Source organism: Acaryochloris marina S15 (genome assembly GCF_018336915.1).
GTDB lineage: Bacteria > Cyanobacteriota > Cyanobacteriia > Thermosynechococcales > Thermosynechococcaceae > Acaryochloris > Acaryochloris marina_A.
Map to the genome: position 1 here is coordinate 149,495 of NZ_CP064926.1, position 24,637 is coordinate 174,131.

At 43.4% G+C, this 24,637-nt stretch carries 23 protein-coding genes and 1 pseudogene; 8 read left to right on the top strand and 16 right to left on the bottom strand.

All coding sequences use genetic code 11. The features are described 5' to 3' along the window. Positions 1 to 4: 4 nt before the first annotated feature. Positions 5 to 1,531 carry a phytoene desaturase family protein gene (locus I1H34_RS30480; protein ID WP_212667043.1) on the bottom strand — a complete coding sequence of 509 codons (1,527 nt, stop codon included), beginning with the start codon at positions 1,529 to 1,531 and terminating at the stop codon, positions 5 to 7. 332 nt (positions 1,532 to 1,863) lie between these two features. Between I1H34_RS30480 and I1H34_RS32880 the strand changes: the two genes are divergently transcribed. After that, entirely contained in the window at positions 1,864 to 1,989 is a 126-nt protein-coding gene (locus I1H34_RS32880; RefSeq protein WP_255801580.1) for a hypothetical protein, read from the top strand. A gap of 77 nt (positions 1,990 to 2,066) precedes the next feature. Further along, positions 2,067 to 3,146, top strand: a complete 1,080-nt coding sequence (locus tag I1H34_RS30485; protein WP_212667044.1) for a DJ-1/PfpI family protein — start codon at positions 2,067 to 2,069, stop codon at positions 3,144 to 3,146. Positions 3,147 to 3,550: 404 nt separating this feature from the next. On the opposite strand, the gene I1H34_RS30490 is transcribed toward I1H34_RS30485, so the two are convergent. The 6 genes from I1H34_RS30490 to I1H34_RS30510 form a co-directional block, all read right to left on the bottom strand. Then, positions 3,551 to 4,069 carry a class I SAM-dependent methyltransferase gene (locus I1H34_RS30490; protein WP_212667128.1) on the bottom strand — a complete coding sequence of 173 codons (519 nt, stop codon included), beginning with the start codon at positions 4,067 to 4,069 and terminating at the stop codon, positions 3,551 to 3,553. 8 nt (positions 4,070 to 4,077) lie between these two features. After that, positions 4,078 to 5,406, bottom strand: coding sequence for an ISNCY family transposase (locus I1H34_RS30495; RefSeq protein WP_212661733.1), 1,329 nt, complete (start codon positions 5,404 to 5,406; stop codon positions 4,078 to 4,080). Between the two features lie 47 nt (positions 5,407 to 5,453). Further along, a complete protein-coding gene (locus I1H34_RS30500) occupies positions 5,454 to 5,681 on the bottom strand; it encodes a hypothetical protein (RefSeq protein ID WP_249370325.1) in 228 nt (75 codons plus the stop codon). A gap of 121 nt (positions 5,682 to 5,802) precedes the next feature. Further along, the gene (locus tag I1H34_RS33035) at positions 5,803 to 6,489 is read right to left on the bottom strand and encodes a cell death suppressor protein Lls1-like protein (RefSeq protein ID WP_315874913.1); all 687 of its coding nucleotides are present in this window, start codon (positions 6,487 to 6,489) and stop codon (positions 5,803 to 5,805) included. 6 nt (positions 6,490 to 6,495) lie between these two features. Beyond that, on the bottom strand, positions 6,496 to 7,248 hold the full coding sequence (locus I1H34_RS33040) for a Rieske 2Fe-2S domain-containing protein (RefSeq protein WP_315874914.1): 753 nt from the start codon (positions 7,246 to 7,248) through the stop codon (positions 6,496 to 6,498). Between the two features lie 183 nt (positions 7,249 to 7,431). After that, positions 7,432 to 8,379, bottom strand: coding sequence for an SDR family oxidoreductase (locus I1H34_RS30510; RefSeq protein ID WP_212667045.1), 948 nt, complete (start codon positions 8,377 to 8,379; stop codon positions 7,432 to 7,434). 543 nt (positions 8,380 to 8,922) lie between these two features. On the opposite strand from I1H34_RS30510, the gene ftsH reads away from it, so the two are divergent. Both ftsH and I1H34_RS30520 read left to right on the top strand, forming a co-directional pair. Next, on the top strand, positions 8,923 to 10,890 hold the full coding sequence (ftsH, locus tag I1H34_RS30515; RefSeq protein ID WP_212667046.1) for an ATP-dependent zinc metalloprotease FtsH: 1,968 nt from the start codon (positions 8,923 to 8,925) through the stop codon (positions 10,888 to 10,890). A gap of 130 nt (positions 10,891 to 11,020) precedes the next feature. Then, the gene (locus I1H34_RS30520; RefSeq protein WP_212667047.1) at positions 11,021 to 11,542 is read left to right on the top strand and encodes a flavodoxin family protein; all 522 of its coding nucleotides are present in this window, start codon (positions 11,021 to 11,023) and stop codon (positions 11,540 to 11,542) included. Between the two features lie 382 nt (positions 11,543 to 11,924). Here I1H34_RS30520 and I1H34_RS30525 read toward each other — a convergent pair whose 3' ends face one another. Further along, entirely contained in the window at positions 11,925 to 12,470 is a 546-nt protein-coding gene (locus tag I1H34_RS30525) for a universal stress protein (protein ID WP_212667048.1), read from the bottom strand. A gap of 718 nt (positions 12,471 to 13,188) precedes the next feature. Between I1H34_RS30525 and I1H34_RS30530 the strand changes: the two are divergent. Beyond that, positions 13,189 to 14,128: pseudogene (locus tag I1H34_RS30530) on the top strand (IS1 family transposase); the annotation flags it as partial. A 225-nt stretch (positions 14,129 to 14,353) separates the two neighbouring features. On the opposite strand, the gene I1H34_RS30535 reads toward I1H34_RS30530, so the two are convergent. From I1H34_RS30535 to I1H34_RS30570, 8 genes are all read right to left on the bottom strand, one after another. Beyond that, a complete protein-coding gene (locus tag I1H34_RS30535) occupies positions 14,354 to 14,917 on the bottom strand; it encodes a universal stress protein (protein ID WP_315874915.1) in 564 nt (187 codons plus the stop codon). 291 nt (positions 14,918 to 15,208) lie between these two features. Further along, positions 15,209 to 15,463 (bottom strand): hypothetical protein, encoded by a 255-nt coding sequence (locus tag I1H34_RS30540; protein WP_212667050.1) that lies wholly within the window; start codon positions 15,461 to 15,463, stop codon positions 15,209 to 15,211. 1,257 nt (positions 15,464 to 16,720) lie between these two features. Beyond that, entirely contained in the window at positions 16,721 to 17,992 is a 1,272-nt protein-coding gene (locus tag I1H34_RS30545; RefSeq protein WP_212667051.1) for an MgtC/SapB family protein, read from the bottom strand. 35 nt (positions 17,993 to 18,027) lie between these two features. Further along, positions 18,028 to 18,285, bottom strand: a complete 258-nt coding sequence (locus tag I1H34_RS30550; RefSeq protein ID WP_212667052.1) for a DUF1816 domain-containing protein — start codon at positions 18,283 to 18,285, stop codon at positions 18,028 to 18,030. A gap of 75 nt (positions 18,286 to 18,360) precedes the next feature. Then, positions 18,361 to 18,687 (bottom strand): DUF1830 domain-containing protein, encoded by a 327-nt coding sequence (locus I1H34_RS30555; protein ID WP_235111842.1) that lies wholly within the window; start codon positions 18,685 to 18,687, stop codon positions 18,361 to 18,363. A 199-nt stretch (positions 18,688 to 18,886) separates the two neighbouring features. Beyond that, positions 18,887 to 20,497, bottom strand: coding sequence for a chaperonin GroEL (gene groL, locus I1H34_RS30560; RefSeq protein ID WP_212667053.1), 1,611 nt, complete (start codon positions 20,495 to 20,497; stop codon positions 18,887 to 18,889). Positions 20,498 to 20,525: 28 nt separating this feature from the next. Continuing rightward, a complete protein-coding gene (gene groES / locus I1H34_RS30565; RefSeq protein ID WP_212667054.1) occupies positions 20,526 to 20,837 on the bottom strand; it encodes a co-chaperone GroES in 312 nt (103 codons plus the stop codon). A gap of 92 nt (positions 20,838 to 20,929) precedes the next feature. Then, positions 20,930 to 21,694 carry a PRC-barrel domain-containing protein gene (locus I1H34_RS30570; protein WP_212667055.1) on the bottom strand — a complete coding sequence of 255 codons (765 nt, stop codon included), beginning with the start codon at positions 21,692 to 21,694 and terminating at the stop codon, positions 20,930 to 20,932. A 401-nt stretch (positions 21,695 to 22,095) separates the two neighbouring features. Between I1H34_RS30570 and I1H34_RS30575 the strand changes: the two genes are divergently transcribed. From I1H34_RS30575 to I1H34_RS30585, 3 genes are all read left to right on the top strand, one after another. Further along, complete coding sequence (locus tag I1H34_RS30575) at positions 22,096 to 23,181, top strand: medium chain dehydrogenase/reductase family protein (RefSeq protein WP_212667056.1); 1,086 nt, start codon at positions 22,096 to 22,098, stop codon at positions 23,179 to 23,181. A 72-nt stretch (positions 23,182 to 23,253) separates the two neighbouring features. Continuing rightward, on the top strand, positions 23,254 to 24,105 hold the full coding sequence (locus tag I1H34_RS30580; protein WP_235111840.1) for a DUF6544 family protein: 852 nt from the start codon (positions 23,254 to 23,256) through the stop codon (positions 24,103 to 24,105). 315 nt (positions 24,106 to 24,420) lie between these two features. After that, positions 24,421 to 24,579, top strand: coding sequence for a hypothetical protein (locus tag I1H34_RS30585; RefSeq protein WP_212667058.1), 159 nt, complete (start codon positions 24,421 to 24,423; stop codon positions 24,577 to 24,579). The last annotated feature ends 58 nt before the right edge of the window (positions 24,580 to 24,637 follow it).

Consider the following 24,637-nt stretch of genomic DNA (forward strand, 5'->3'; position numbering starts at 1 on the left):
TTCCTTAAATGACATCACCGGATAATCTTTGGTAAAGCAGTGCCCCCGTCCAAAAAGTGGGGGCAAAGCCTGGATAACCTGAGGAAGCATTGCAGAAATAAAAGTTCTGCAATGAGCTGCGGTGAGTGAGCCGCCCCAGACCCATATTTTTGGGTGTTAAGCTTGAGCCATAGGAATTCCCTTGGGGACAATGGCAAAACCGCTCGTTGGTAGTGGGGCTACCCGCGATCTGAAAAACGAGGTGATCTCTCAAATTGGGAATGTAATATTTTTCAACCACATCAAGAATTTGGTTTAGAATCTCTTCTTTTTTCTGGGTGTACAGTTTGCGATCATGTTCTAGCAGCTCTCGGAAATACTCATAGTTGGCCACCGTTAAAAACTCGATCACTTGGCAATTCTCAGGGCAGTCGCGGTGATCATCTGTTAGGAGTGTTGGGGTTGTAATGGCAAAGCTGGGCTGAGAAAAATCATGATTAACGTACATGCGCTTAAAGGCTTCATTGAGATTGGTTACCTCCGTATGGAACATGTTCCACTTGCCAAATCCGTAATCCTGTAGATCTAGATCTTTCACGACACAGTAGGCCATGAAATTTGAGGGGGAATAGTCATAGCTCAACTGCTTCTGGACTGATTTTGAAAACTTCTCAATTCCAATCATCTTGGCTGCCTTTTGTGGATCCATGTTGCAAATGATCGTATCGGCGGTGAAATCTTGGGTGACGTGAGTGGTGTGATCGATAGTCTGTACACCGTTCACTGTCCTATCGGTTACTAAGAAGTTCACCACTTCTTGATTGAGTAAGACCTGACCACCATTCGATTCAATGACAATAACAAGGGCATTGATAACGGCTTCAAAATGCTGGGTAGGATAAAATGCCCCTTCTTGATAGCTCGTAAATAGAATGACCCACGCATAGAACGAAAGCTGATTTGGAGGTAGTAAAAAATCAGGCCACTGTAAGGCTAAGAGGGTCTGTGCCGCTTCGGGGAGCCTAAAACGATCAAACACATTCTGTAGAGTGCTATTGACATACTGAGCAGCTATAGTGCTCTGCCAGCAATGCCGCAGCAGGTTGAGAGGCCGCACTGGAGGCGATAGGATTTTAAGACCAGCCCGAACTTCGTATACTTCTTTGATAAATTGTTGGATTGACTGCTGATGTTTGGGGAAAAGGTCTGAGAGGCGCTGAATAAGCGTTGATACATCTGAGGTGATATCCAGGGCATAACCCGGCATTCTCATATGGTCAAAACCATGAAGGTCATACCGTTCAAAGGTAATCTCCTTTTCGAGGCCCAATTTTTTGAGCACACGGTTTACTGTATACCCTTCGCCACAATCCCAAACATAGTGAAGTTGAGCATTAAAGGTATATTTTTTCGCCATCGTAAAAGTGTGGCCGAATCCTCCTGGGTGCTCGTGAGATTCTAAGATTTTGACTTTTTTGCCAGCGTTAGCCATCAGTGCTCCAAACACTAGAGAAGATAAGCCACTTCCGACGATTAAGTAATCTACAGTCATAGAGCCCTCTCAAATGAACTTCAGATGAGCCAGACACCTGGAACAGTAAAGACTAATATTGAAGAACTTATGAGGCAGGCAATTTTTTAGTTACTGCTAATGCTTACGAGTTCATTGAACAAGGGGTATTCATTAGTAACATTGTGATTCTTTTCCATAAAAGGCTGATGGGGTTGAGTTAAGGATATAGTCCCAGCATTGCCATATCTATAAATACACTACTGGGTAGTGTTTGACCTCTGGTAGTGCCTTCACAAATTTCTCAATATTATTTCCTAAGTTGAAAGGTAGCTCTTAATGGTAGGGAGCTATAGACTCTTTGGGAGCGGGTCATGACTGAACAAACTATTCAAGGAACCCAGCAAATCCCTCAAGAGCAGTGGTTAGCTTTTTGCGATCACCTGCGCCCAAGACTGTATAGGTTGAAAAAGATATCTCAGGGCTGGTGCTTGCAATAAATATTTAGGCTCACAACGGTACTCAGACGATCTTGAGTTTGAGTTAGTGATCAAATGGTGAATCAGAGGTTACCCCCATGTCACATCATCCAACGCCGAGAAAACGAATTGCTATTTTACTAGAGAACCAGTTTGAAGCTTCTGAATATCAAGTTCCAAGTACTGCATTGCGTAAAGCAGGGGCCACTGTCTCGGTTATCGGTTCCCGAATGAATGAGGGGTACCAAGACAGGCATGGTACCGTCACAGTCAAACCTGTTGCTACATCAACTGAGGTGAGGGCTGAGGATTTTGACGCCATCGTTATACCAGGGGGCCACATTCGTGCCAACCCTAATATGGTCCGGTTGGTTTCTCAAGCAATAGATCAGGGTACCTGGGTAGCGGCTGTGGGCTATGGTCCTCAGATACTCATCGAAGCAGATCGACTTCGCAATAAGCATGCAACGAGTGCTCGATCGATTCATAAAGATCTCCAAAATGCTGGTGCGATATACGTCAATGAACCTGTTGTCGTTGACGGAAATCTGATCACAGCCAGACAACCTAGCGATTTGCCGATGTTCACCACCATGCTACTCAAGTGTCTAAACTTGACGATTAAAGGAACTAGGCTGCCAGAGATTACCGACTCCACCTTTAATTGGTGGAAGTTGGGGGAAGCCTGGGGGGGCTCTAGCAAACAGGAGATTGTTAAAGCCCTCAATACAACCATTGTTGGGGAACGATATACCCTAGAAGCTTTTAGGCAGTATGGTCATCGCGTTTCCCATCAAGAGTTGCGATTGTTCTTACAGGGTATTAGTTCTACTAAGCACTATCATGTGGAGCGATTAGAAGCTCACCTTTATGATGCGTTTGGAGAACGGGTCACTTGGCGGGCCGTGGGTAGTGAAGCTTATGCCGCTCTGCAAAGTTGGCTGCAGTCAAGTAATGATACATCAATTTTACGGCGTGCCCTTGGCGATATTCAAACTGGGGTGATTGATGTTTATCACTTATGTAACCAACTGACTGCCCCTCAAACCGTATCAATTTTAGAAGAAGTGGAACACGATCTAGCCAATCATGAACAACGATTAGCAGATCTATACCGGGCTAGATCTGGAGATCATATTAAGCCCCCGATGCCCACAACGATCGCTGCAGTCAATTAATCTGATGATTTTCAGAAGGACAATGAACAATGAAAAATCAACCGAAGCCACCCATCACCCTTAATGTTGATCCAGCCACTCATGACGATGGTTATTCTTAGCGATGTTCCAATTCAAGATCCGCAGAGAAGACTGATCTATTACCATTCGTGAAAACTGATGATTCTTTATGAGAACCTGATCAGCGGTATTTAAACGAAGCATTTGTAGCAACAACCCAACTAATCCTTGATCCCATCTGAAAACGCTGTGTTCAAGCGGTAGACGTTGTGAATGCGATGTCTTGGCTCCTCTCTAGCATAACGTTGAGGATTGTCTGATTGAACCACTCGAACCTGAATGTTAGACTATCAAACTCGTTGGGATGATCCTGTGCAACTACTGTGATCCACAGTCTGCAAGAATTAATGTCCAGAAGTTAGCGCTAATGCCCTTGGGAGAGTAGTTTCTAACGATTTTCTAGCCTTCCCCACAATTTGGGGACTAACCACGGGTAACGACAGCCGACAGTGCTGATAATGCACCCATTCAAATTCAGCCTTTTCTAAAGTTTTCCAGGTCTCACGATTCGGATGACAATTATGCAAAAGCGTTTTCCATAAAGGCGTAACAGCTTCTTGGATTCTACGCTCCCAAGTCCTCGGTTCCGCTGCAACATGTTCTAGAAAAATAAACAGACCACCAGGTTTCAGAACACGTTTGACTTCACTCAAGCAAGTCTCCAGATGTGTAACTGAACATAAAACATAGGTACTCACAACTACATCAATACTATTGTCAGCTACGGGCAATTGCTCAGCAGTTCCCTTAAACACGTTGATCGATGTCAGTCCCTGACGGTCAGCCTCTTGCCTAATATACGGATGCAGGCATGGATTCAGTTCAATGCCAATCCAATCAATGTCTGGGCAGCAATTGTAAATTCAATATTTCATGAGGTATCGGCTGCTATTCGAGGCTCTGGATCATCCAACATAAACTGGAGCAAATGCTCCCAACTCTCAAAGAGCAAGTATTTGGTCAAAGTCTGAATATCGTGAAAAAAGCCTTGTCGGGTTCCCCGTTGCTTTCGCATGCGTTGATAAGTGGAGTCCACCAAGTGCAAGACGGTATGAAATAAGAATGCCAACAGGTTGAGTACCAATAGCACAGCAGCAAGGTTCTTCTGACCATGACCAAAATTATGTTCTAAGTGATAGCCCTTGGTTTTGAGGACATTGTGTCCTTCATTCTCCGCTTTCCATCGGGCACGTCCAGCACTGACAATCTCGGCCACACTTTGGTCATTGATGAAATGGTGAGTAATGAACGCGTTGTGATACATAGTCTTTCCATCAGCAGCACGAGTAACAGAGACTTCGCACCAGTTGACCATCACTGCTGGTAGCTCCTCACGCAGGGGGATGCGATTGTAATAGCGATACTGACAAATTTCATGATAGCGACCGTTCCAGCCCCGAGTCTCTAGATGCTCAACATCTCCAATACCTTCTAAATACTCTACCCATTCATATAGCTCTGGATGGGAGGAGGGCAAACAGACAAAAATGAAGTTCAACTCATCCTCTAAACAAGTCTCCACCATCGGTTGACGGCTATAGAGGTCATCGCCAAGAACCGTAATCTTGGCTCCGTCAAACCCTTGAGCATGCCCCTTGATCCACCGTTTGGCCGCAGCGGTTTCACTATCCTGTTTCTCCGCACCATCTTGAGGACGAATGAACTCTGGGGCCAGAGAAATGACATGTTCAATTTCCGGACAAACGAGGACGGGCAACACGGCGGTGTGCGTATAGGTGACACTCCCATCCCGATGGGTTTTGGTAGAACACTGATCGCAACAAATCCGGTTTGAGGAAAAATACTCGCTGCCGTCTAGCCCTACCAACAGGTGTCCACCTAGAACCTTATATTGCTCTAGATAACCTCGTCGTAGGAGAACGCTATAAATTTGATAAAAAATGGGAAACAGAAGACGAAATGCGATCAAGTCCAAAACATTCTTGATTTGGTTGCTCGTGGGGAGTTCTGTTAACTCAAAGAGGGCTTGGGCGTTGTCACGACCATGACGACTATGAACATGGCGTTGGTACTCCAGAAACGAAGGACATTGCATAAAGAAGACAGCAAATGCGCCTAATACAATATCTTTGAGACTAAATTTGGTGCCATTACTGGGTTGACGTGGATCATCGAGGTGCTCAATGAGCTGATGTAGCCAGTGCAGTAAGAGAGGGAAATTTAGAACACCTTCATTCATCGTCTGGGGCTCTGCAAGTGTATGAATACATCCTCAACGACTACAACCTAGCTTGCCAAAATTTTGAATTTACAATTGCTGATGTCTGGGGGATAGTAGGACAAATTAATCCCGGCCCCTGGACCCAGTTCCAAGACAGTACCGTGGAGGTCAGCGAATAGCCAGCGTTTGAGTTGAGCCATAGTTGTAAACTGCTTGCACTCTTTCAGCTTGATGGTTTCTTCTGAAACGGTATTGGCCCTTGCCATTCCCCAAGCCAGTAATTGATTGTACATATGGCGTCCTCTTCGATTTTGAGCAAGGTTGTACGTTTATCTCATTCCTACCAATAATTTTTTTGATCATTACACAGTTGAATTTTTGGTATTTTACCCAAAAGTCTTTGGGTGAAAAGCCTTATTTCTCTGAGACAGTGCGGAGTGGGATGGGGCGGCCCTCGTAAAATTTGCGCTCAAGCCACCCTAAACTCAACCAGATTATGATGCAAACGATGAAGCTAATACTAGCAACTCGGGCTAACTCAACGGTTCTTCCCCAATCTAAGAGATAAAGTTGCGCCGTTATCCAAACCACAAGTGCCCCCATAACCATTCCTTGCCTTCCTCTCCTGAGTTGGCTCAGTGCAGTCCGACAACTGGCACAGTGAACAGTATGAGAGTGATAGCGTTCGATCACTTGCTCTCGCCCTATCGCTGGGGGCAATGGCTTATTGGGGAAGGAATCGGCATTGTAGTGCTGCAACCATTGGTGTAATGCCATGACAAAACGGTCAGCTCGGGTTGGCATATAGAAGGCTTGCGCAATAGGCTTACCCTCTTCCTGCTGGGCAAGATGACGTTCCTGAAGGTACAAGAAAATTTGGTCATCCTCGAGAATAGAATTTTGCAGCAAGTGAAAGGCCCAACTGGGGGTATAGCGCGTCAATCCTGCTGGCCAGAGAGAGGCAAATTGAAAGGGGAATTGAGCAAATAAACGACATTCTCCCTTACGAATAGGTGTGCAGTAAGCAACGGTAAGGGTACGGTTCTTTTCCTGAGTGGTTAAATCATGCCACATCAGATTAGGGGCGATGAAGGTGGTCAATTGTGTTCAAAATTGGCCTTTTTTAGGACCAACAGCGGTTTCCCAAATCTCATGAAAGCCCTGTCTGTCCGCGTGGTTAATCTCTAGGTCCATAGGGCCAGCAACACTGCGATCTCCAACAGAACGATGATGGGCAAAGGGTAAATGACTCGGGTCCAAGACATTTTCCAACAGTGTGAGTACATCGAAAGGTAGATCGCGTACCCCATCTAAGACAATCCATTCATTGGGTGCTTCTTCTAACGGTGTTACTAACGGGATAGGGGTGTGAGCTGCTTGTTCGGATTGCCCTGGATAAACAAACAACATCCCCTGTCTCACTGCTGTTGGCAAAGATTGAACACAAGTCCGGCGGGAATCCGCCACTGAGTGGCCACCAACTTGCTGAGGAATCCGACTGCATTGACCTAAACCGGAGAACGTCCAACCGTGATACGGGCATTCCAGCAAATCATCTGGAGTAAGGCGACCTTCAGATAAGGGAGCCAGCCAATGGGGGCATTGATCAGCAAAGACCCTCCAAGCTTCTGGTGATTGATCCCACCAAATGACCAAATCTTGTTCTAACAGCGTGAACGTTGACAATTGTGATGGTTCTAAATCATTCACATAGGCAATGGGATGCCAAGTTTCTTGCCATGTGAATTGTGAGAGATCTTCTCCACCCGGCAATAGCCATTGCCCATGGGATTGTTCAGCCGTTGAGGATAGTTCAACTTCATGAGCAGAGTGGTGAGGCTGATTATGAATAGTACTCATGAACAAACTCCGAAAAAGAGCAGCAAGATATTAGATAAATTCAACTGCATAAACGCTCGATTTCACCAAATCTAACCTCAAACAGAAGGTCGTCCAAGGAGATATTGGAAAACATAGTTCTACATCAAAGGGATGTTATTGAAAACTAGGTCAACAGTTTTATCGGTTAACGGTGATATAGTCTTACCCCTTGGCATCTATAGGCAATCGGGACTCATTCCATGAGCCCAAAGCCCTATCTGCCTCTACCAAAGACATGCCGTTGGCTAGATTTCTCAAAAAAGCCTCAACATGTCTGTGACCAATTGCCTCGCCTGTCATATCTGGTGTACGGGCAGTGAACTCGAAGAATTTGACCAATGCATAGGCATTGTAGTTAAAAGGACGAAGAGCTAATGCCCATAAGGTTAAGATCCAAATAGGGATAGATTTGATGTGAGGTTCTTGACCAAGAATTTTAAAGACTAATTCGGCCATTTGTTGATTGCTAAACTTCTCACATCCTCCAACTGGCCGAACTGTGTTTCTCAGTAATGGCTCCTTAATCACCCTAGCCACTTCTTCACCAAAATCGAGCGCACTCAAGGGGTTATAAATACTAGAACCATCTCCGAATAGACGAATTACACCCTTCTTTTTCGCTGCGTCTAGGAACTCTTGTGCATCATTAAAGAATCCAGTGGGAGCAAAGATGTTGTAATCCATCCCTGAGTGCATGATCGTTTGAGCGACCTGATCTCTCGCTTTTGCCAGAGGCGATAGACGTGCCATTTCAGATGCATGTAACACGGAAACAAAGATGAAATGTTTGACACCTGAAGCCTTAGCCGCCTCAAAAATATTCAGGTTGGCTTGATAGTCCACGTCCCAAAAAGTGGGGTGACGGTTGAATGAATGAATGCCGATGGATGAGAAAACAACGTCTATATCCTCACAAAGACCTTTCAACGTGTCTGGTTGAGTAGCATGGCCCATGAAAATGTCGTCGCACCAATTGGTATTCCTCAGGCGGTTTTTATCACGACATAAGGCACGGACCCAAAAACCTTGTCCATGTAAAACCTCTAACACACCACCACCAATATATCCTGTGGCTCCTGCTACCAATACTTTTTTCCGTTTTTTACTCATACTTGATCTCCCGCAATAATTTTGCTGTTTAACTCAAGTAGCTCACTGATCAATCAAGCTCTGGAAATCGCTCAACCAATCGTATTTATCTGTTGGATAGTGAGATATCAGCGTTTTGTTCTATAAAGAGTTGCTGATTTTTCTAGTCGCACTATTCAAAAAAATAACTACCTTAAGTCTAGAAAGATAAATTGAGAATCTTGTGAAACCACAAAAAAGATTTAGTGGTGAATCCCAATTTCAATGGTAGGAATACTACCAAGAGATATAAGCAGGCATGAAATATGGGGGAACAAAGTTTGTATATTGTTGCTGTCATTCAGAGATGTCCAAGTTTTGAGAACCACTTCACTGATACGCCTCACAAATTACTCAAACTCTTCCTCTAATTTCAGGAGGAAGTGAAATCAAATTCATTATTTGTCTGAGGGAGGGTATTGAAACGTTTGTTATTCAAATTCTCAAATGCTATGTCTTTTCCGCTTAAACGATGCAGCTCTGAATGAGTAACAGACAAAATCAAAATATTCAGGAGAAACAACTATGCCTATTGAAACAGAGCCTAATCGCACTCGAAAAAATATTGAACCCAAGCGGTTTGGTGGCAGTTTATTCATTCTGTTTACATTATTATTATTTCTAAACCTATTTGTGTTGCGAGGACCACGGTTTCCGATAACTGCCTACAGTGATTTTGTTACTCAAGTAGAGGCGGGTCAGGTTGAACGGGTGGAGGTTCGTTCGGATCGTATTCGATATATCTTGAAAAGTGACCAGTATGGATTTGATGAGGGGACAGAGCCTGCTCCCGTATTCGATACGGTGCCTGTTGGGATTGATTTAGAATTACCCAAATTTCTACGAGAGCATGATGTTCAGTACTTTGCTCCACCTCCAAGCTCCTTAAGCTGGTTGCCGACTCTTTTAGGGTGGGTTGTACCACCGTTAATTTTCTTTGGTATTTGGAGTTGGTTGATCAACCGAAATCAAGGGGCAGGCCCTGCTGCCCTAACGGTGGGTCAAAGCAAGGCCCGTATTTACTCAGAAGGGAGCACAGGTGTAACATTTGATGATGTTGCTGGAGTTGAAGAGGCAAAAACGGAATTGCTAGAGATTGTAGATTTTCTAGCTCATGCCGACAAATACACTCGCTTGGGAGCCAAAATACCCAAAGGTATCTTGTTAGTTGGCCCACCGGGAACAGGTAAAACATTACTCGCTAAAGCAATCGCCGGAGAAGCTAAGGTGCCGTTCTTCAGTATTTCAGGATCGGAGTTTATCGAGCTATTTGTTGGGATAGGTGCAGCTCGGGTTCGCGATTTGTTTGAACAAGCCAAGCAACAAGCTCCTTGTATTGTGTTTATCGATGAATTAGATGCTCTAGGTAAGGCACGGGGAGGACCTGGCGGATTCACGGGAGGAAATGATGAACGGGAACAAACACTGAATCAACTTCTCTCGGAGATGGATGGATTTGATCCTAATGTTGGGGTTCTTCTGCTAGCAGCTACCAACCGTCCAGAGGTACTTGATTCGGCATTGCTACGTCCAGGCCGGTTTGATCGGCAAGTGGTCGTAGATCGCCCTGACAAGATGGGTCGAGAGGCAATTTTGAAGGTTCATATCAGAGGAGTGAAGCTGGCTGAAGATGTTGACTTGACCAAGTTAGCAGCACGGACACCTGGGTTTTCAGGGGCAGATTTGGCTAATTTAGTGAATGAATCAGCCTTGCTAGCAGCTCGCCAGAACCGCGATGCAGTAGTCATGGCTGATTTCAATGAAGCGATTGAACGAGTTGTTGCAGGTTTGGAGAAAAAGTCGCGCGTTCTCAATGATTTAGAGAAAAAGACTGTCGCTTATCACGAAGTGGGGCATGCTATTGTGGGCAGTTTGATGCCAGGTGCAGGGACGGTTGAGAAAATTTCGGTAATTCCCCGTGGCATTGGCGCACTAGGCTATACTCTGCAACTTCCAGAGGAAGACCGCTTCTTGATCACAGCCAGTGAATTGCGAGGCAGGATAGCGACTTTGTTAGGAGGACGTTCAGCTGAAGAGTTAATTTTTGGAGTTGTTTCTACAGGAGCCAGTGATGATATCCAGAAAGCAACCGATTTAGCTGAACGGTATGTCACCCTCTACGGTATGAGTGATGAACTTGGTCCTATTGCGTATGAAAAGGCACAACAACAGTTTCTAGAAGGAATGCCTAATCCGCGCCGTACCGTTGGTCCCCATGTTGTTGAAGCAATTGATCAAGCGGTAAAGGAAGTGGTTGATGGGGCTCACCATATGGCATTGAGTATTCTATCCATTAATCAAGATATGCTCCAATTAACTGCGAGTCATCTTTTAGAGAAAGAGTTTTTAGAAAGGCAAGAATTGCATTCGCTGCTAAGTCAACCTCAGTTTCCACCTGAAATGGATGAATGGCTACGGACGGGTAAGTTTCCTCAAGGAAAAGAGCTGATCCAAACTTCCTTAAATTCACATCAGCCAATCGGAATTAATTAAGTCATAGGGAAATCTATCAAATCCATGCCATAGAGGAGAACAATAGCTTTGCAGTTTTGCAGCCTTTGTCTCCATAACTATACTGCTGAATGAGTCTCCCTTTTTGTACTCTTGCATAAGGAGCACGTCTGTGAGAATCTTGATTATCTATTTTTCCTTTTCAGGTAATAATCGGCGACTTGCTGAGTATCTAGTCAAAGAAATTCAGTGCGATATCTGCCCCATTATTGAAAAAAAGAGGCGGACAATGGTAACGATCATTTTAGACATGATGTTCAAAAGATATCCAAAAATTGAGGCTATTGAAGCCCCGATCGCAAATTACGATCACACCATCTTGGTTGCGCCAATCTGGGATTCTAAGGTAGCTAATCCCTTGAAAACATTGATCAGGAGTGAGAAGAATTCTTTGAATAATTATTCTTTCATATCATTCTGTGGTTTCGACCGCCCTGGACAAAAAGAAAGAATTACTAATCAACTTACAGATCTCACTGGATATCCACCAAAAGCTGTCTCTGAATTAAAAGTTTGCGAACTCTTTCCATCAGAGTATAGAGAGGAAGTCAATACTATTTCCCGCTATCATATCACTAGTAAAGATCTCTCTAAGTTTGAAGATGAAATTTATGATTTTCTCCACCTCATATAAAGAATAAAATATTAAATATTCACTCAATATAGTAGACTATTTATTTTCTTTAGATGTAGTCCATAGCTTCGGATGGGAGTGGAGGAGAAGCTCGTAAGAACAATCATCTGTGTCTTCACCTAGTACAAATCTATTGAAACTTTGGTAAGTAACTCTCTGTAATTATTGAGGATAAATATATTCTTAATGATTACCAACACACTGAATAGAATGCAATGTCATTAGACCTCTTGCATTCTATTCAGCTAACGACATAGCAGTGGCCTAAAAATCTAAGTCATATTGCAGCATCAACTGAGTTACTAACACATCAAGAAACGAATATTCCAAGAGGTCTATTATTCCAACGATAAATGGCTAATTCATTAAGTTGATCATGTGATCATGTTGAAATCATAGAACGAAGCTGTTCTGCCGATGAATTGGTGGAGGGCTGTACTGCTAATTGATTCGGTGTGCGTACAACCATGACTGAACATAGGGCATGATGAACAACATAGTTGCTAATACTACCTAACACTAATTCTTTTACCCCAGAATGACCTCGACTTCCCATTAAAATTAAATCAGCGTTCCATTCCTTAGCAAAATCGCAGATCTCTTGTCGAGGATTACCAAATTTTTGTGTGATCTCAGTAGTAATTCCAACTAACTTTGCTTGCTCAGCCAGTATTACTAATCGATGTAACTCTTTTTCTTTATACTTTTTCCATTCTTGTTGAAAACGATTCAACGGTATGTCAGAAAAAGCTGGATAGAGATAGGTTCCAGGAAAAACAGGATGTGCTTGATAGCCTTCTCCTTCGATGGATAGGACATGTAGTAGCATAAGTCGAGCATGGCAATATTCTGCTATTTCCATTGCAACTTCAAAAGATTGAATAGCATTTATTGAGTGATCCATGGCGACCAAAATCTTCTTAATCATATTAGCCTCCAGACGCATAGCAGATGGGTTGTATTGAAAATCACCCTGCTAAATCAAATGCAATACACTAATAAGGCTTATCCAGAGATACCTTTGTGACTAAATAAAAATCACTAAGTGATTAAATTTTATTCATCGCATTCTTAATGTAAAGGATGATCAACTCATTCTTACTATAGCCAAACAGGATGAGTAACTTGTGAAGGAATACTTACAACCTTAAATCTAAAAGATAAAAAACTTGAAAGAAATAAAGTCTTCCTAGTCGCAAGAAATCCTATTATTTTAATCAATGGATCAGTCCTATGTAGCTTTATTAGGAGTGAATCTAGACCATGACATTAAATATATTATTCAAATTTAGTAAAGGATTTATATCTAGACTGAAATGAGTATTAATTACTTTACTTAATTGCACTCACATTATTCACAGATAGATTTTTTAAATTAAAACTATAGAGAGCTATTCAAATCACCTAGTCTTAATCTACTCAATTTTAATTTTTTAGAGGTAATTATGTTGCAATCTACTTCACATTTCTTGAACTCTGTAGATTTCTGGGTAAAAATTTCTATTCTTATCCTTGAAATTTTAATTTATAGATGGGCTATCTATAATTTGGAAGATAAATATTTCTCTAAATAATGATTGATAATTTGATTTAGAGTAACTAGTTTTTCAGACATAAGTTGCTTGTTTGTCATGAAAATCGATTAATTTCCGTGTCAGGATTGCAATTGGTGTTTCAATGAACGCACAGGTGCCCCAATGGCTTGCTTTCGCACCTCTAGTTCAGTGGTGAGCTGTGCCATCAATGCCCGCACCGGAAGAATGGGAGTTCGTGCTGTAGGTGGGACTTTCGGTAAATCTCACACCACCATTATGCGTTGAGAAAAACGTCTAGCAGATCAAGCACAGACCGGGTCACGCCCCGCGTCAGCAGGCCCTAATGTGACGGTAGGAGGGGATGAAGTATACACTCGTGTAGGCAAAAATCTTCCCCCCACCAGTCAGTTCCAGGGCTGGAACATCCACGTCCTTGAACGCGAAAGCCGCTATTGGTTGACAGTACAAGCTGGCCTCAAGGATGCACAACTTTTTGCAAATGGCGTTTACTCGGCTAGAGAGTGGGTGAAAGCCTGTGATGGGATTCGATGGTTTACTGTTCGCGTAGCGTGCCGAAGGCTTAGGTGAAAGGCGCTATGGAAATGAGCTTTGGAAACTTGCCAGTGTCTATCTCAAAGCAGAAGAGTATCACCCTGACTATGGGCATCGCAAGGTTTGGCGAGAAGGATTAGAAGTCGCGATGAAAGTTAAAGGATCTCAGGGGAATCGTCGAGTGGAGTGGGTGAAAGCAGAGCATCCCTTTACCACTATCAGTCCAGGGTCTGAGATCCATGCCAATCACAACGAGGCTCACAATGCTGCCTTGAGGAGACGATGTAGTGCTTATCGGAGGCGGCAGAATCTATACGCAAAGAAGCAGTCAGGGTTACAGAGAGAGCTAGACGTACAACGCCTGATTCAAAACTGGGTTAGACTCCATTGGGGACTCAGTAAGCAGACCACACCAGCAATGGAGATGGGATTTTGTTCTCGTCCGTTGAGCACACTAGAACTCCTCACTAATAAAGAGTTTAAGTGTGTGCCCTATTAATACACCAGTGCCATGAGTTTCCTCTGCACTTTAGGTGCAGAGTTTTTAAGTTTCCTTAGAAATCTTAGGGGTGTGATGTGCCCAGCCCCAAACGAAAATGGCTAAACAAAGAACACCTAGTTTAACTACGAAGTAAGTCGCTCCGCTGGAATATAAAGGATATAGCATCATAATCCCTCCCTTATGGAACTGAATTTACTTTTTTGATTTTTTGGGTACCTAAATTTATTGCCAACCAGAAAGATGTGAATAAAGAACCTCATTCTCTAGTGAGTTTGATGGCTGTTGATTCCTTGAAAGTCGGGCAACTTCAACTGAACAAGGTGCATGGTGTGTAACATGGTTTCTGACACTATTGTGAGAAGGTGTACTATCACTAGCTGGTTCTTCTCCACCCAAAACAATTAAGTCTGCACGCCAAGATAACGCTAAGTCACAAATTAATTGTCCCGGTTCTCCAATTATGCAGATATAGTCCGCATCTATACGGGCAGCCTTGGCTCTCTCTACACAACCAACTAGACGCCTTAAAATCCTCCTCTCAGAATTGGATTTAGGGAAAATAGACTTTTGAACAGGCATTACATCTGAATTTTTCTGAGTAGATTGTAATTGGTCACTAAGTGTCTTGTTGGAAGGTAAATTTTGATCTTGAGAATTTAGAACATGGAGTAGTTTGAGACTAGACTTATGTTCTTGTGCGATGAGAAATGCTTGTTCGAATACAAACTCACTGGAATCAGAATCATCCATGGCGATCAAGATTCTCTTATTCATCATTACCTCCATCTGTTTTAGTGGTGGAAGGTAGAAAATAGTATTACCTTTTCACCTCACCTTCAAATTACTGATATAGTTTGAAGATCTTGTGAGTGAAATGATCCTACTGGCTCAAATTCTGTAGAGTTATTGACTTAAGTTTGATTCCTAAGTAACTTTTTATTTTGGTAGGCTTCAATTTTAATTTATACGCTTGGAAAAAGACAAACAAATTGCGGAACTGATTATTCACATGCCGTTGATTGATCGGTGAATGTCAAAGTGTTTATGAAATTACCTGCTGATAGTTTAACTATTCATTTAACTTAAAATCTTAAATTCACATCCTAAGTAAGGACCCTCTACAAACTGGCGGTTGTCTTTTTGAACTGAGTCAAAATCTTTTAAGAAAAAAAACACACCATCATTAGTACTTCCTATGATTTTGCCTTTACATCCACGCGAAGGTCCTTTCAGGATTTCGACTGAAGTGCCAAAGGAAATCTTTCTTTGATTACTTAGCATCTTTTGCTCAGTGCTGGCTGATATTAGATGATTTTGGTTGGTTTCTTTCATGGCTAGTGATTGTTTCTTTAAAAAAGACCATCATCTGCTTTTAGATATACAGAAAATATTTCTGAATTTCCAATAGTATTGAATTATAGAAATATACATATATATAACCTAGGTATTTGTCGTAGGCATACAGGGTATCTTTTTGCTTATTCCTTGGTTGAGTTAATCTTAAATTCTGATTCTTATATAGGCTCAAAAGGTGCCATGGAGAATTAGGTGAAGCATAGAAATAGGAAGCAGATGAAAAACATAACGAACATATTTCAAGGAAGAATTTTATCTCTATAACGGAGAATAACTATTATTTTGAGCTAAGGATTCTATGCAAGATCATTAGTGTTCATAACTCTGAATCCCTAAATATTTTTTTTAGTTTGACATACTTAGCTAATTACACATAATCTTTGAATTGATTAGTATCTAGTCTATTCGAAAAACTTAGAGGTTTTGTGAGATATAGGAGAAATCTGCCACCACTAAAAATATTTATCAGCAGTATAATTATATTTATTAAAATTAAATATAGTATTTAATCCTTCAAATATTGATGATAAATATATCAGTGTCATTTAATAATTAGAGAAGAAAGCTAAAGTTCTTTTTATTCCTATAGCTATCAATTATCAGCAAAGAGAAGCACTATCTATATCTTGATCACTGCTCACTTCGTTCTTGCTTTCTCACAATTACTTCAAGTTTTACAAATATATTTTTATTGTCAATGTGTAACTTATAACAGGCAGAAAGCGATGCTTGTCATAACTGTCTGGTTCATATCGCGAATGCAAGAAAGTTATCGTTAACTTTTCCAGGGAAGTACTAGTTACTGAAAAAAGAATTTTTTTTAAGTTAATGACAGGATGTAATCATGGTATACACAAAAGATTTGATTAAAATACTGGCTGAACAAGAAGAAATACCTAGGGAAATTATTTTAGTTAACCAGCTTGATATTCCTAATCCTAGAGAAGTATCTGATAATCATGTAAGTTCTTCTATTAATTTAGGAATAATAGTAGCGATTTTAGTTGTGATCTTGATTTGCTATTCCCCAAACTTTATTAAGCTATTTCGCAGATCCATAGCATATTTGCGAAAAGATAATTGTAATCATTGCCTAAAGTGTAAGTTTTACAATCGAAATGTATACCTTAGCTGTGCTGTTCACCCAAGAAGAGTCCTAACAAGTGATGCACTAAACTGTCAAGACTTTCATTCAAAATAGTGGCGCTAATAGTTTTAGTAACCTCGCATTTTCTACCTCAAATATAAAATAGGAAGTAAGCTGATCAAAGCTAGAATACTTTGTAAAATGAGGCTTGATTTCCCTACTTTCCAATCACCAATACCCAATGTGTATACACCTTTCGCGATACTATTACTAGCGGCAGCTATTAAAATAGCGATCGCATTAACGTTTAGCGCAGTAGACTGACCAGCAGATTGGGTGATACCCATAACGAAAGGATCTACATCCGCGAACCCCAAAATACCAGCTAGAGTGTAGATGCCCGCTTGACCCAAAACCTCAATTGCGTAGTGTGTCAAAACTAACAACATCACAAATATCCCTGCAAAGAGTAACGCAAATCTCAGCTCAAGTGGATTTTGAGTTGTTCCTCGGACTGAGTAAACCTTAGTTGAGCGACCTGCAAATATTAACCATATTCCACCCCCTAAAATAGCGATGCTTGCCACGATACTCATAGGTCCCCATAGGAGTGCTGCAAGAGACTTATTGAAGATACCCGTTAAAACGATCAAGCGGCAATACATCATCCCTGAGGCGATGAGAATTGCTCCTGCATACCTTCTTGGCAGAGGATCTGAGGTGGATTGTTTTGCAAGGGCCACGGTTGTAACGGTTGAAGAATAAGCTCCACCGATCAACGCAATAATAATCAGAGTCCCTCTCCCCTGAAATGCACGCTGCAACAGATAGCTGGCATAGGAGATGCCGCTTACAGCAATGACGACTAACCAAGTCTTAAAGGGATTGAGTTGAAACTCACCATAGGCTTGATTAGGCAGAACTGGCAAGATCACAAATGTCAGTAGTAAAAACTTGGTTAATGTAAGAATATCTTCTGAAGAAAATTGGGTAGCCAACTTTTCTAAAACAGACTTTAATTCCAATAAAAATAAACTGGTAATTGCTAAGGTTGCGGCTTCCCAGTAGTGACCAAAGTAGACGAGTGCACCCACCAAATAGGTTGCCAAGCAAGCAATTTCTGAAGTTACCCCTGCATTTTCTACTGTTTGCAACTTATGCCAATACGAAAGAGCCATCAGACCAGCAATGGCTAGAAAACCCATTCCCAATGCGATACTTTGACCGTTCGACAAAAAGGCGATGCAATACCCTACTAATCCAATCATTGGGTAGGTACGAACCCCACCAAAAGCATAGCGACCTGTTTGAGAATGATGTCCTTCTCGCTCCAATCCAATTAGAAAAGATAAGAATAAGACCCATAGCAGCTTAAAAACATTGCTCTGAGGGATGAATTTTAGATTTTGAGTGTCCATACTTCTCATTGAAGTATCAGTGGTCGTTTATAGGTCTATCGTTCAGGTAGAGAAGGGGGTTCTCTATTCGGGTCTTCAATACTGGTGATGGCTAAGATTTCTGGTTGATATATGCGGATTGTGACAGTAATTTTTTGAGTCTCTGCCTTCATATCTTTAATAACGCTAGATTGATAACTTGCAGCTTCTGTCGAAGTTTTGAAAGGGCCATAGTAGAGGGTGCTTTGTTGTTCTAGCGCCACAATTTCAATCCACCAAAAGGGAGCTTGTTTTTGGGAATAAATCCAAAGCATACCTAGTTTATAAAAGGCAAAGACTATCAGAGTGAGAACAAGAATCATTTGCGCTTAGGGGGCTTATGGGACCTTTTATCCCCCATTCAACTCTTTGTATAAGGCACGCGACCTAGTTATCTTTGACACTTTTGGAATGGCCAAGCGATCGCATATAATCTTCGCCGTCAAAGTAGCACTGGCCATTTCATAGGTATGAACCTCCAACTCAGCGTCGGGATAGGTTTCAAAAACTAAGTGATCACCTGGTAATACAGTCCGCTCGAGGAAGACGTGGGGAATATTGACAATTCGGATAATTTGGGTTCGCTGCATCTCATTGACATAACGACACATCACTTTCTCAGGCAGTTCTGTAATATCAGGACACCTATCTAGTACGCCAGTTGATGCGGATGACATGATGACTCACTCCATCTATGTGGGCACTTTTTCCTTCCGTTCCATCTCTATGGATGATTACCGATATTCCAAAGATTAAGGAATAATTATGTGAAAACCATGAAGATCAGCCAACGAATACTGGCCAAATCGGACATTGAAGGGAATCCTAATGTCGTAACATCAGATAAAAAAATCAGTCACCGAACTCTTTCCTTTCTCAACCAGCATTCGCTAAATCCTTTGTTGTGGCCTGAGATTGCTCCGCAATAATGCACTCCGTGGTCAGAACCATACCCGCAATGGAAGCGGCATTTCGCAACCCAGCACTAGTCACCTTAGCTGGATCGACAATCCCGGCAGTAAACATATCCACATACTGGTTGTTCAAGGCATCATAGCCCGTGTTGAACGGTAAAGTCTTAACCTGCTCTACAACCACCCCACCATTCAGACCCGCGTTCTCAACAATCTGTCTCAATGGAGCAGAGAGGGAACGGACTAGAATCATGGCTCCGATCAGTTCATCACCAACCAAATGTTCAGCAGACCAGTCCTCAAGTTGAGGGGCAAGATGCACGAGCGTAGTACCACCACCCGGAACAATGCCTTCTTCAACAGCGGCTTGAGTGGCATTAATCGCATCTTCTAGTTTTAACTTACGGTCCTTCATTTCTGTTTCAGTGGCGGCCCCAACCTTGATTAGCGCTACCCCACCAGAAAGCTGAGCTAGACGCTCATGCAGTTTTTCCTTTTCAAAGGATGAGTCTGTCTCATCTATCAGGCGATGAATTTGCTTACAACGCGCTTTGACAGCAGCTTCATTGCTTTCCGAAATGAGGGTGGTATGGTCCTTAGTGATGACCACTTGGCGAGCACGGCCCATCATTTCTAGGGTGGCGTTTTCTAAGGTCAGCCCAGTATCTTCACTGATAACTTGTCCTCCAGTGAGTACCGCAATGTCAGCTAACAGATCCTTGCGGCGATCGCCAAATCCAGGTGCCTTGACCGCAGCCACCCTGAGAGTACCTCGTAATTGATTAAGGACAAGGGTTGCTAAGGCTTCTTTTTCAATATCTTCAGCAATTGTCACAAGAGGTTTACCCGTTTGTGTAACTTTTTCCAGAATGGGCAGTAAGGCATTCACTAAGGTGATCTTTTTATCCGTTAGTAATAGGTAGGCATCATCCAGTGTCGTCACCATTCGCTCGGCATCCGTTACGAAGTAAGGTGAAATATACCCCTTGTCAAACCGCATCCCTTCCGTGACTTCGACTTCGGTCTGAATTGATTGGCCTTCTTCCAAAGAAATCACCCCTTGCTGGCCCACTTTTGCCATGGCGGCTGCAATCATTTGCCCCACAGTTTCATCATTGCCCGCAGCAATGGTCCCAACCTGTGAGATCGCATTGGAATCTTTCACAGGTAGTGCATGTTCAGCAATCTGATCCAACAAAAATTGGGTGGCCTGGTCGATGCCCCGTCGGATTGCCATTGGATTGGCTCCAGCTGCGACATTGCGCAACCCTTCTTTTACCATTGCATGGCTTAAAACAACTGCAGTAGTGGTGCCATCCCCTGCCGCATCATTGGTTTTGGCTGCAACTTGGCGCAACAAGGCCACGCCTGTATTGGCTAAAGGGTTGTCTAGCTCAATTTCCTTGGCAATGGTGATGCCATCATTCACAATTTGCGGGGGACCAAATTTCTGCTCAAGGACGACATTGCGACCCCTAGGTCCTAAGGTCACTGACACTGCTTCAGTCAGCAGATCGATCCCTTGCTCTAAGGCATGGCGAGCCGCTGAATCGTATTGAATTGACTTAGCCATTATTCCTTATCTCCAACACGTTGATTCCCTATGTGACAATCGCGAGAATATCTTGGGCCTTGGTCAACACATAGTCTTCATTGCCCAGATTGATATCCGTTCCGCTGTATTTGGCATATAGCACCTGATCGCCGACCTGAATGTCGATGGGGGCATAGGAGCCATTCCCAGACCTCAGACCAGGCCCAACACTAACCACCTCTCCCACTTGAGGTTTCTCTTGAGCTGTATCGGGCATTAAGATGCCACCGGGCGTTTTCTCCGCCGCCTGATTCACTTTGAGAAAAACACGGTCTCCTAAGGGACGAACCGTAGAAACGTTGAGGGTAAGAGTGGTCATAACCGATCCTCCAATAAGTTAACGGGGACAGTTCATCAGGGTTAGCGAGCAGCATATCTATAATGGATAGGTATTCAGATTGTGATAAACCTTTAAAGTTTTTTCTGACTCAAAATTTCTTTCCAAGCTTTTTCTAGAGCAGTTTGGGCTAGATTGAGGTTACGATTAAACCCATGCTGCAAACTAGCCCATTGGTCGTGAAGAAACTCTGTTGCTTCGGCCAAATGGCGCTGATCATACTCATTTGTGGAAGCAAGGTCTTCGCTAACTTGCTGAATCTTGATCTGAAGCTTGTCTGGCCCGTCATTTAGAGAGAACAAACGCTGTAGGCGATCTGTTATTTCATGAATGAGAAATTTCACCTGGTCAGATTTTTCACAGATAAAGTCCTTTGACCCTTCTAACTCAGGTTTGAGTAAGTTTCTTGCTCCTTCTGGAATAATGAGGGCTTCAGGTGTGTATTTCTCTATATCCCCCGGGAGGAGGATTGCTCGCTCTCCAAGGTAAATTGCAATCTCTCCTGCCAAGATATACGCGACTATTTCCCCTGTATGCCAGTCGAACAGAAAATCTTCTACCCATCCCAACGTTTCTCCGATCTTAGTTCGGACTGGGAGTTGATATCCATGATGGAGGTGGGGTGGGGCTGCTACCAGGAGAGGACGATCAACCGATATAGTTCCTCTACCCACGCTAGCAACTTGATTAAGAGACCAATACCGCTGGCGACTGGATAGATATGTGACATATCCAGACTCGTCCAGCCAGATCTCTTCCACATTTCCCAAGTGAGAATTTGTGGTGTTCCCAACCGCAGATAATCCGACCACTTGACTGTAACGGATAATATTGAACATGGGTGTATCTATAATCCTTCAGGAAATAGCAACTGTAATGTTTCAGCGATGGTGTGCCCATTCAATTGAATTTTTAAGATCTCCGATCGCTTTCCATGTTGAAAGCCTGTGAGAAGATCCCTCATCAATCAAGACATCCTGAATTCCCATAACTGAATGGCGATAAAATGCTTGACTTCAAGTGCTATGCGCTCAGAAAGAGGAGTTAGGACTGATCTTGAGAGCCCATTGAAATCGTCTCTAGCTATGAGATTAAAGTGAGAAGTTGAAGACAATGTGAGGGAATGAGATTGTTGCTATTTGGTGCTTGTGACCTTCACAATTTTCACAATATCCCACTCTAGATTGAGTGCTAGACGCCTTAAACCGTAAAGCATTTAGCATTCATCATAGGAGTTAGCATGCAGTATCAACATGTGACAATTTCCCGCCAAGGTGGATCGGATGTTTTTGAGATGGTCATGGATGAACGGCCTGAACCTCGCGCAGGAGAAGTGGGAGTGCGGGTACTAGCAACTGGTGTGGCCTTTACAGACGTTCTGATCCGCGAAGGACTCTATCCGGGTTTACCCAAAGTACCCTTTACCCCAGGCTATGAAGTGGTGGGGATTGTTGATCAGCTTGGCCCAGGGGTCGCTGGGCTGGACATCGGTCAACGGATTGCAGCCCTGACTGTAGTGGGTGGATATAGTGAGTACATTTGTCTACCCGAACACGAATGTGTTTCGGTACCAGCGGAGGTGGATGTTGCAGAGGCTGTCGGTCTAGTTTTGCAGTACGTGACAGCCTATCAGCTACTGCACCGAATCGCTAAGGTTCAACCCGGCGATCTCATCTTGATTCACGGTGCTGCGGGCGGTGTTGGAACTGCGCTCCTGGAGTTAGGTCACCTCGCGGGCTTAAAGATGTATGGTACGGACTCCGCATCGAAACATGATCTCATTGCCAATTTGGGTGCCACTCCGATTGATTATCAGCAGCAAGACTTCCAACAGCAGATTCGTCGTCTCACGCCCAATGGAATGGATGTGGTCTTTGATGCCATTGGGGGGCGTCATTTACTGGGGTCATACCAAACTTTAGCGCCTGGGGGACAACTCATTAGCTATGGGTTTTCCTCAGCTCTATCAGCACAATGGGGAAGGCTGTTGATAGTAGGAGGGAGTATGGGCCTTCTGACTCTGTTAAACATCTGGCCGGATCGTCGTAGGGCAGTTTTTTACAACATTGCTGATTTAAAGCGGCGTCAGCCAAATTGGTTCCGAGATGACTTAATGAGCCTTCTAGATCTACTGGTGGATGGCTCTATCCAGCCTATCATTGCCGATCGCCTACTCTTAACAGACGCAGCGGCGGCCCATGACTTACTGGATCATGCGGCAGTGAGAGGTCAGTTAGTCTTACTGTGTAATGAAACATTCCAGGCGAACTCATCCAAGCCAGAGAGCAAATCCTTACCCGTAGAACACCCATCTGCTCTAGGTTAAAGCCGGTATTCCTATGGTCGAGAGCAGTCGTCTCTTGACAAGTATATTTTTTTGACTGTTAGGGAGGTTGTTTTGTCCCTTAGGCTCGCAATTTTATTGGCTCTAGCCCTTTTGATCGTTCTGCATTTTGGGTCCGCTTGGCAGTTTCACCGCTCAATTGATCAACAAGTCCTAACCTTGAGAATGCTTACCGGTGATGAACAGGTCGTTCAACCCCCTAGGTTGATTTGTGCATTGGCAATGAGATCCCATCGCCCAGACACAGACAAAGGGCCATCTCAGTATTGTCCCACCACTATTCAGATTCACCAAACAGGTGAAATGCGTTTGTCTGAGCAGGGGCAGTGGCTACCTTTTTCGGCCACTCAAGACTTCTCGATTCGACAACCAGGGTTTGTGTGGCGAGCCACCTTTCGGCTTGCGCCCTTTATTCATATCGAAGTAGTGGACAGTTATGTCCAAGGCAAAGGCAGGCTGGAAGGAAGGCTGTTGGGTTCGGTTCCCCTTTTAAGGGCGGCAGGATCGAGTACAGATAAAGGGGAGCTAATGCGGTGCCTGGCGGAACTGATCTTTTTCCCAGCCGCGTTTCTGAATAATTCAGCGTTACATTGGCACGAACTGAATGAGTTCACGGTAGAAGTTAAAGGTGAACCGGACGTAGGAGTCCATTACAATTTCGATCCTAACGGTGACCTCGTCGATATCACTGCACCGAATCGACCCCGAATGGTTGCAGGACAAGCCGTTGAAACCCCCTGGAGTTGTACGGTATCCGATTATAGGACATTGAGTGGGTACGATATTCCGACCTTTGGTCAAGTGAGCTGGCAATTGGAAGACGGCCCCTTTACCTATTGGCGGGGACGCATTACCCATCTTGAGACGGATCCAGACAATCAATCACTCTTCCAGGCTGAAGTTTGATCCGGTCTTTGTTCAGCCTGGAATCTTGGCTGAAGTACTTGCCATGGTTTAGATATGGCATGGCAGATAGACCTTGGCCAGATATTCGCACCGATTCCTTGGTGATGGAAGGGCTGAAGGTGTAGCTTATCACTGTTTCTCCTTTATGGAACCTCTGTAGTGGCCTGAAGGTAAGTCAGAGATTGGATTATCGACCTCACAAGATTACCAAGACTATTTTCTACTGTAGAAATGAGGATAAATGGAGAATCTCGCCATGGGACAATCTTTTTTGCCAGTTTATCGGATTTTATTAGAAGAATAGGAGTGCGATAAATGCAAATCCCCTCCGATTTAAGACTGTTTTTTCACCCTGACTATCCGGAATGGGTCACGGTATTGAGCTGGTTATTGATGGCGTTGTTCTTATTGTTGAGCTTTGCCATAATGCTCGGTCGAACCGAGTCTGAATCAGACTTCCTAGATCGATATTAGTCATGGGCTGACACTCGATCGTGTAATCCGACACTTTCAAATCAGCTTAAGTCAGTAA

What these genes read in the sequence shown, in the direction of transcription:
- I1H34_RS30500 (WP_249370325.1), bottom strand. Translation starts at nt 5,681, where the DNA reads ATGTACAATCAATTACTGGCTTGGGGAATGGCAAGGGCCAATACCGTT.
- I1H34_RS30495 (WP_212661733.1), bottom strand. Translation starts at nt 5,406, where the DNA reads ATGAATGAAGGTGTTCTAAATTTCCCTCTCTTACTGCACTGGCTACAT.
- I1H34_RS30480 (WP_212667043.1), bottom strand. Translation starts at nt 1,531, where the DNA reads ATGACTGTAGATTACTTAATCGTCGGAAGTGGCTTATCTTCTCTAGTG.
- I1H34_RS30550 (WP_212667052.1), bottom strand. Translation starts at nt 18,285, where the DNA reads ATGCTTTGGATTTATTCCCAAAAACAAGCTCCCTTTTGGTGGATTGAA.
- I1H34_RS30555 (WP_235111842.1), bottom strand. Translation starts at nt 18,687, where the DNA reads ATGTCATCCGCATCAACTGGCGTACTAGATAGGTGTCCTGATATTACA.
- I1H34_RS30545 (WP_212667051.1), bottom strand. Translation starts at nt 17,992, where the DNA reads ATGGACACTCAAAATCTAAAATTCATCCCTCAGAGCAATGTTTTTAAG.
- I1H34_RS33040 (WP_315874914.1), bottom strand. Translation starts at nt 7,248, where the DNA reads ATGAGTACTATTCATAATCAGCCTCACCACTCTGCTCATGAAGTTGAA.
- I1H34_RS30485 (WP_212667044.1), top strand. Translation starts at nt 2,067, where the DNA reads ATGTCACATCATCCAACGCCGAGAAAACGAATTGCTATTTTACTAGAG.
- I1H34_RS32880 (WP_255801580.1), top strand. Translation starts at nt 1,864, where the DNA reads ATGACTGAACAAACTATTCAAGGAACCCAGCAAATCCCTCAAGAGCAG.
- I1H34_RS30575 (WP_212667056.1), top strand. Translation starts at nt 22,096, where the DNA reads ATGCAGTATCAACATGTGACAATTTCCCGCCAAGGTGGATCGGATGTT.
- groES (WP_212667054.1), bottom strand. Translation starts at nt 20,837, where the DNA reads ATGACCACTCTTACCCTCAACGTTTCTACGGTTCGTCCCTTAGGAGAC.
- I1H34_RS30510 (WP_212667045.1), bottom strand. Translation starts at nt 8,379, where the DNA reads ATGAGTAAAAAACGGAAAAAAGTATTGGTAGCAGGAGCCACAGGATAT.
- I1H34_RS30585 (WP_212667058.1), top strand. Translation starts at nt 24,421, where the DNA reads ATGCAAATCCCCTCCGATTTAAGACTGTTTTTTCACCCTGACTATCCG.
- I1H34_RS30535 (WP_315874915.1), bottom strand. Translation starts at nt 14,917, where the DNA reads ATGGAGGTAATGATGAATAAGAGAATCTTGATCGCCATGGATGATTCT.
- I1H34_RS30540 (WP_212667050.1), bottom strand. Translation starts at nt 15,463, where the DNA reads ATGAAAGAAACCAACCAAAATCATCTAATATCAGCCAGCACTGAGCAA.
- groL (WP_212667053.1), bottom strand. Translation starts at nt 20,497, where the DNA reads ATGGCTAAGTCAATTCAATACGATTCAGCGGCTCGCCATGCCTTAGAG.
- I1H34_RS30525 (WP_212667048.1), bottom strand. Translation starts at nt 12,470, where the DNA reads ATGATTAAGAAGATTTTGGTCGCCATGGATCACTCAATAAATGCTATT.
- I1H34_RS30570 (WP_212667055.1), bottom strand. Translation starts at nt 21,694, where the DNA reads ATGTTCAATATTATCCGTTACAGTCAAGTGGTCGGATTATCTGCGGTT.
- ftsH (WP_212667046.1), top strand. Translation starts at nt 8,923, where the DNA reads ATGCCTATTGAAACAGAGCCTAATCGCACTCGAAAAAATATTGAACCC.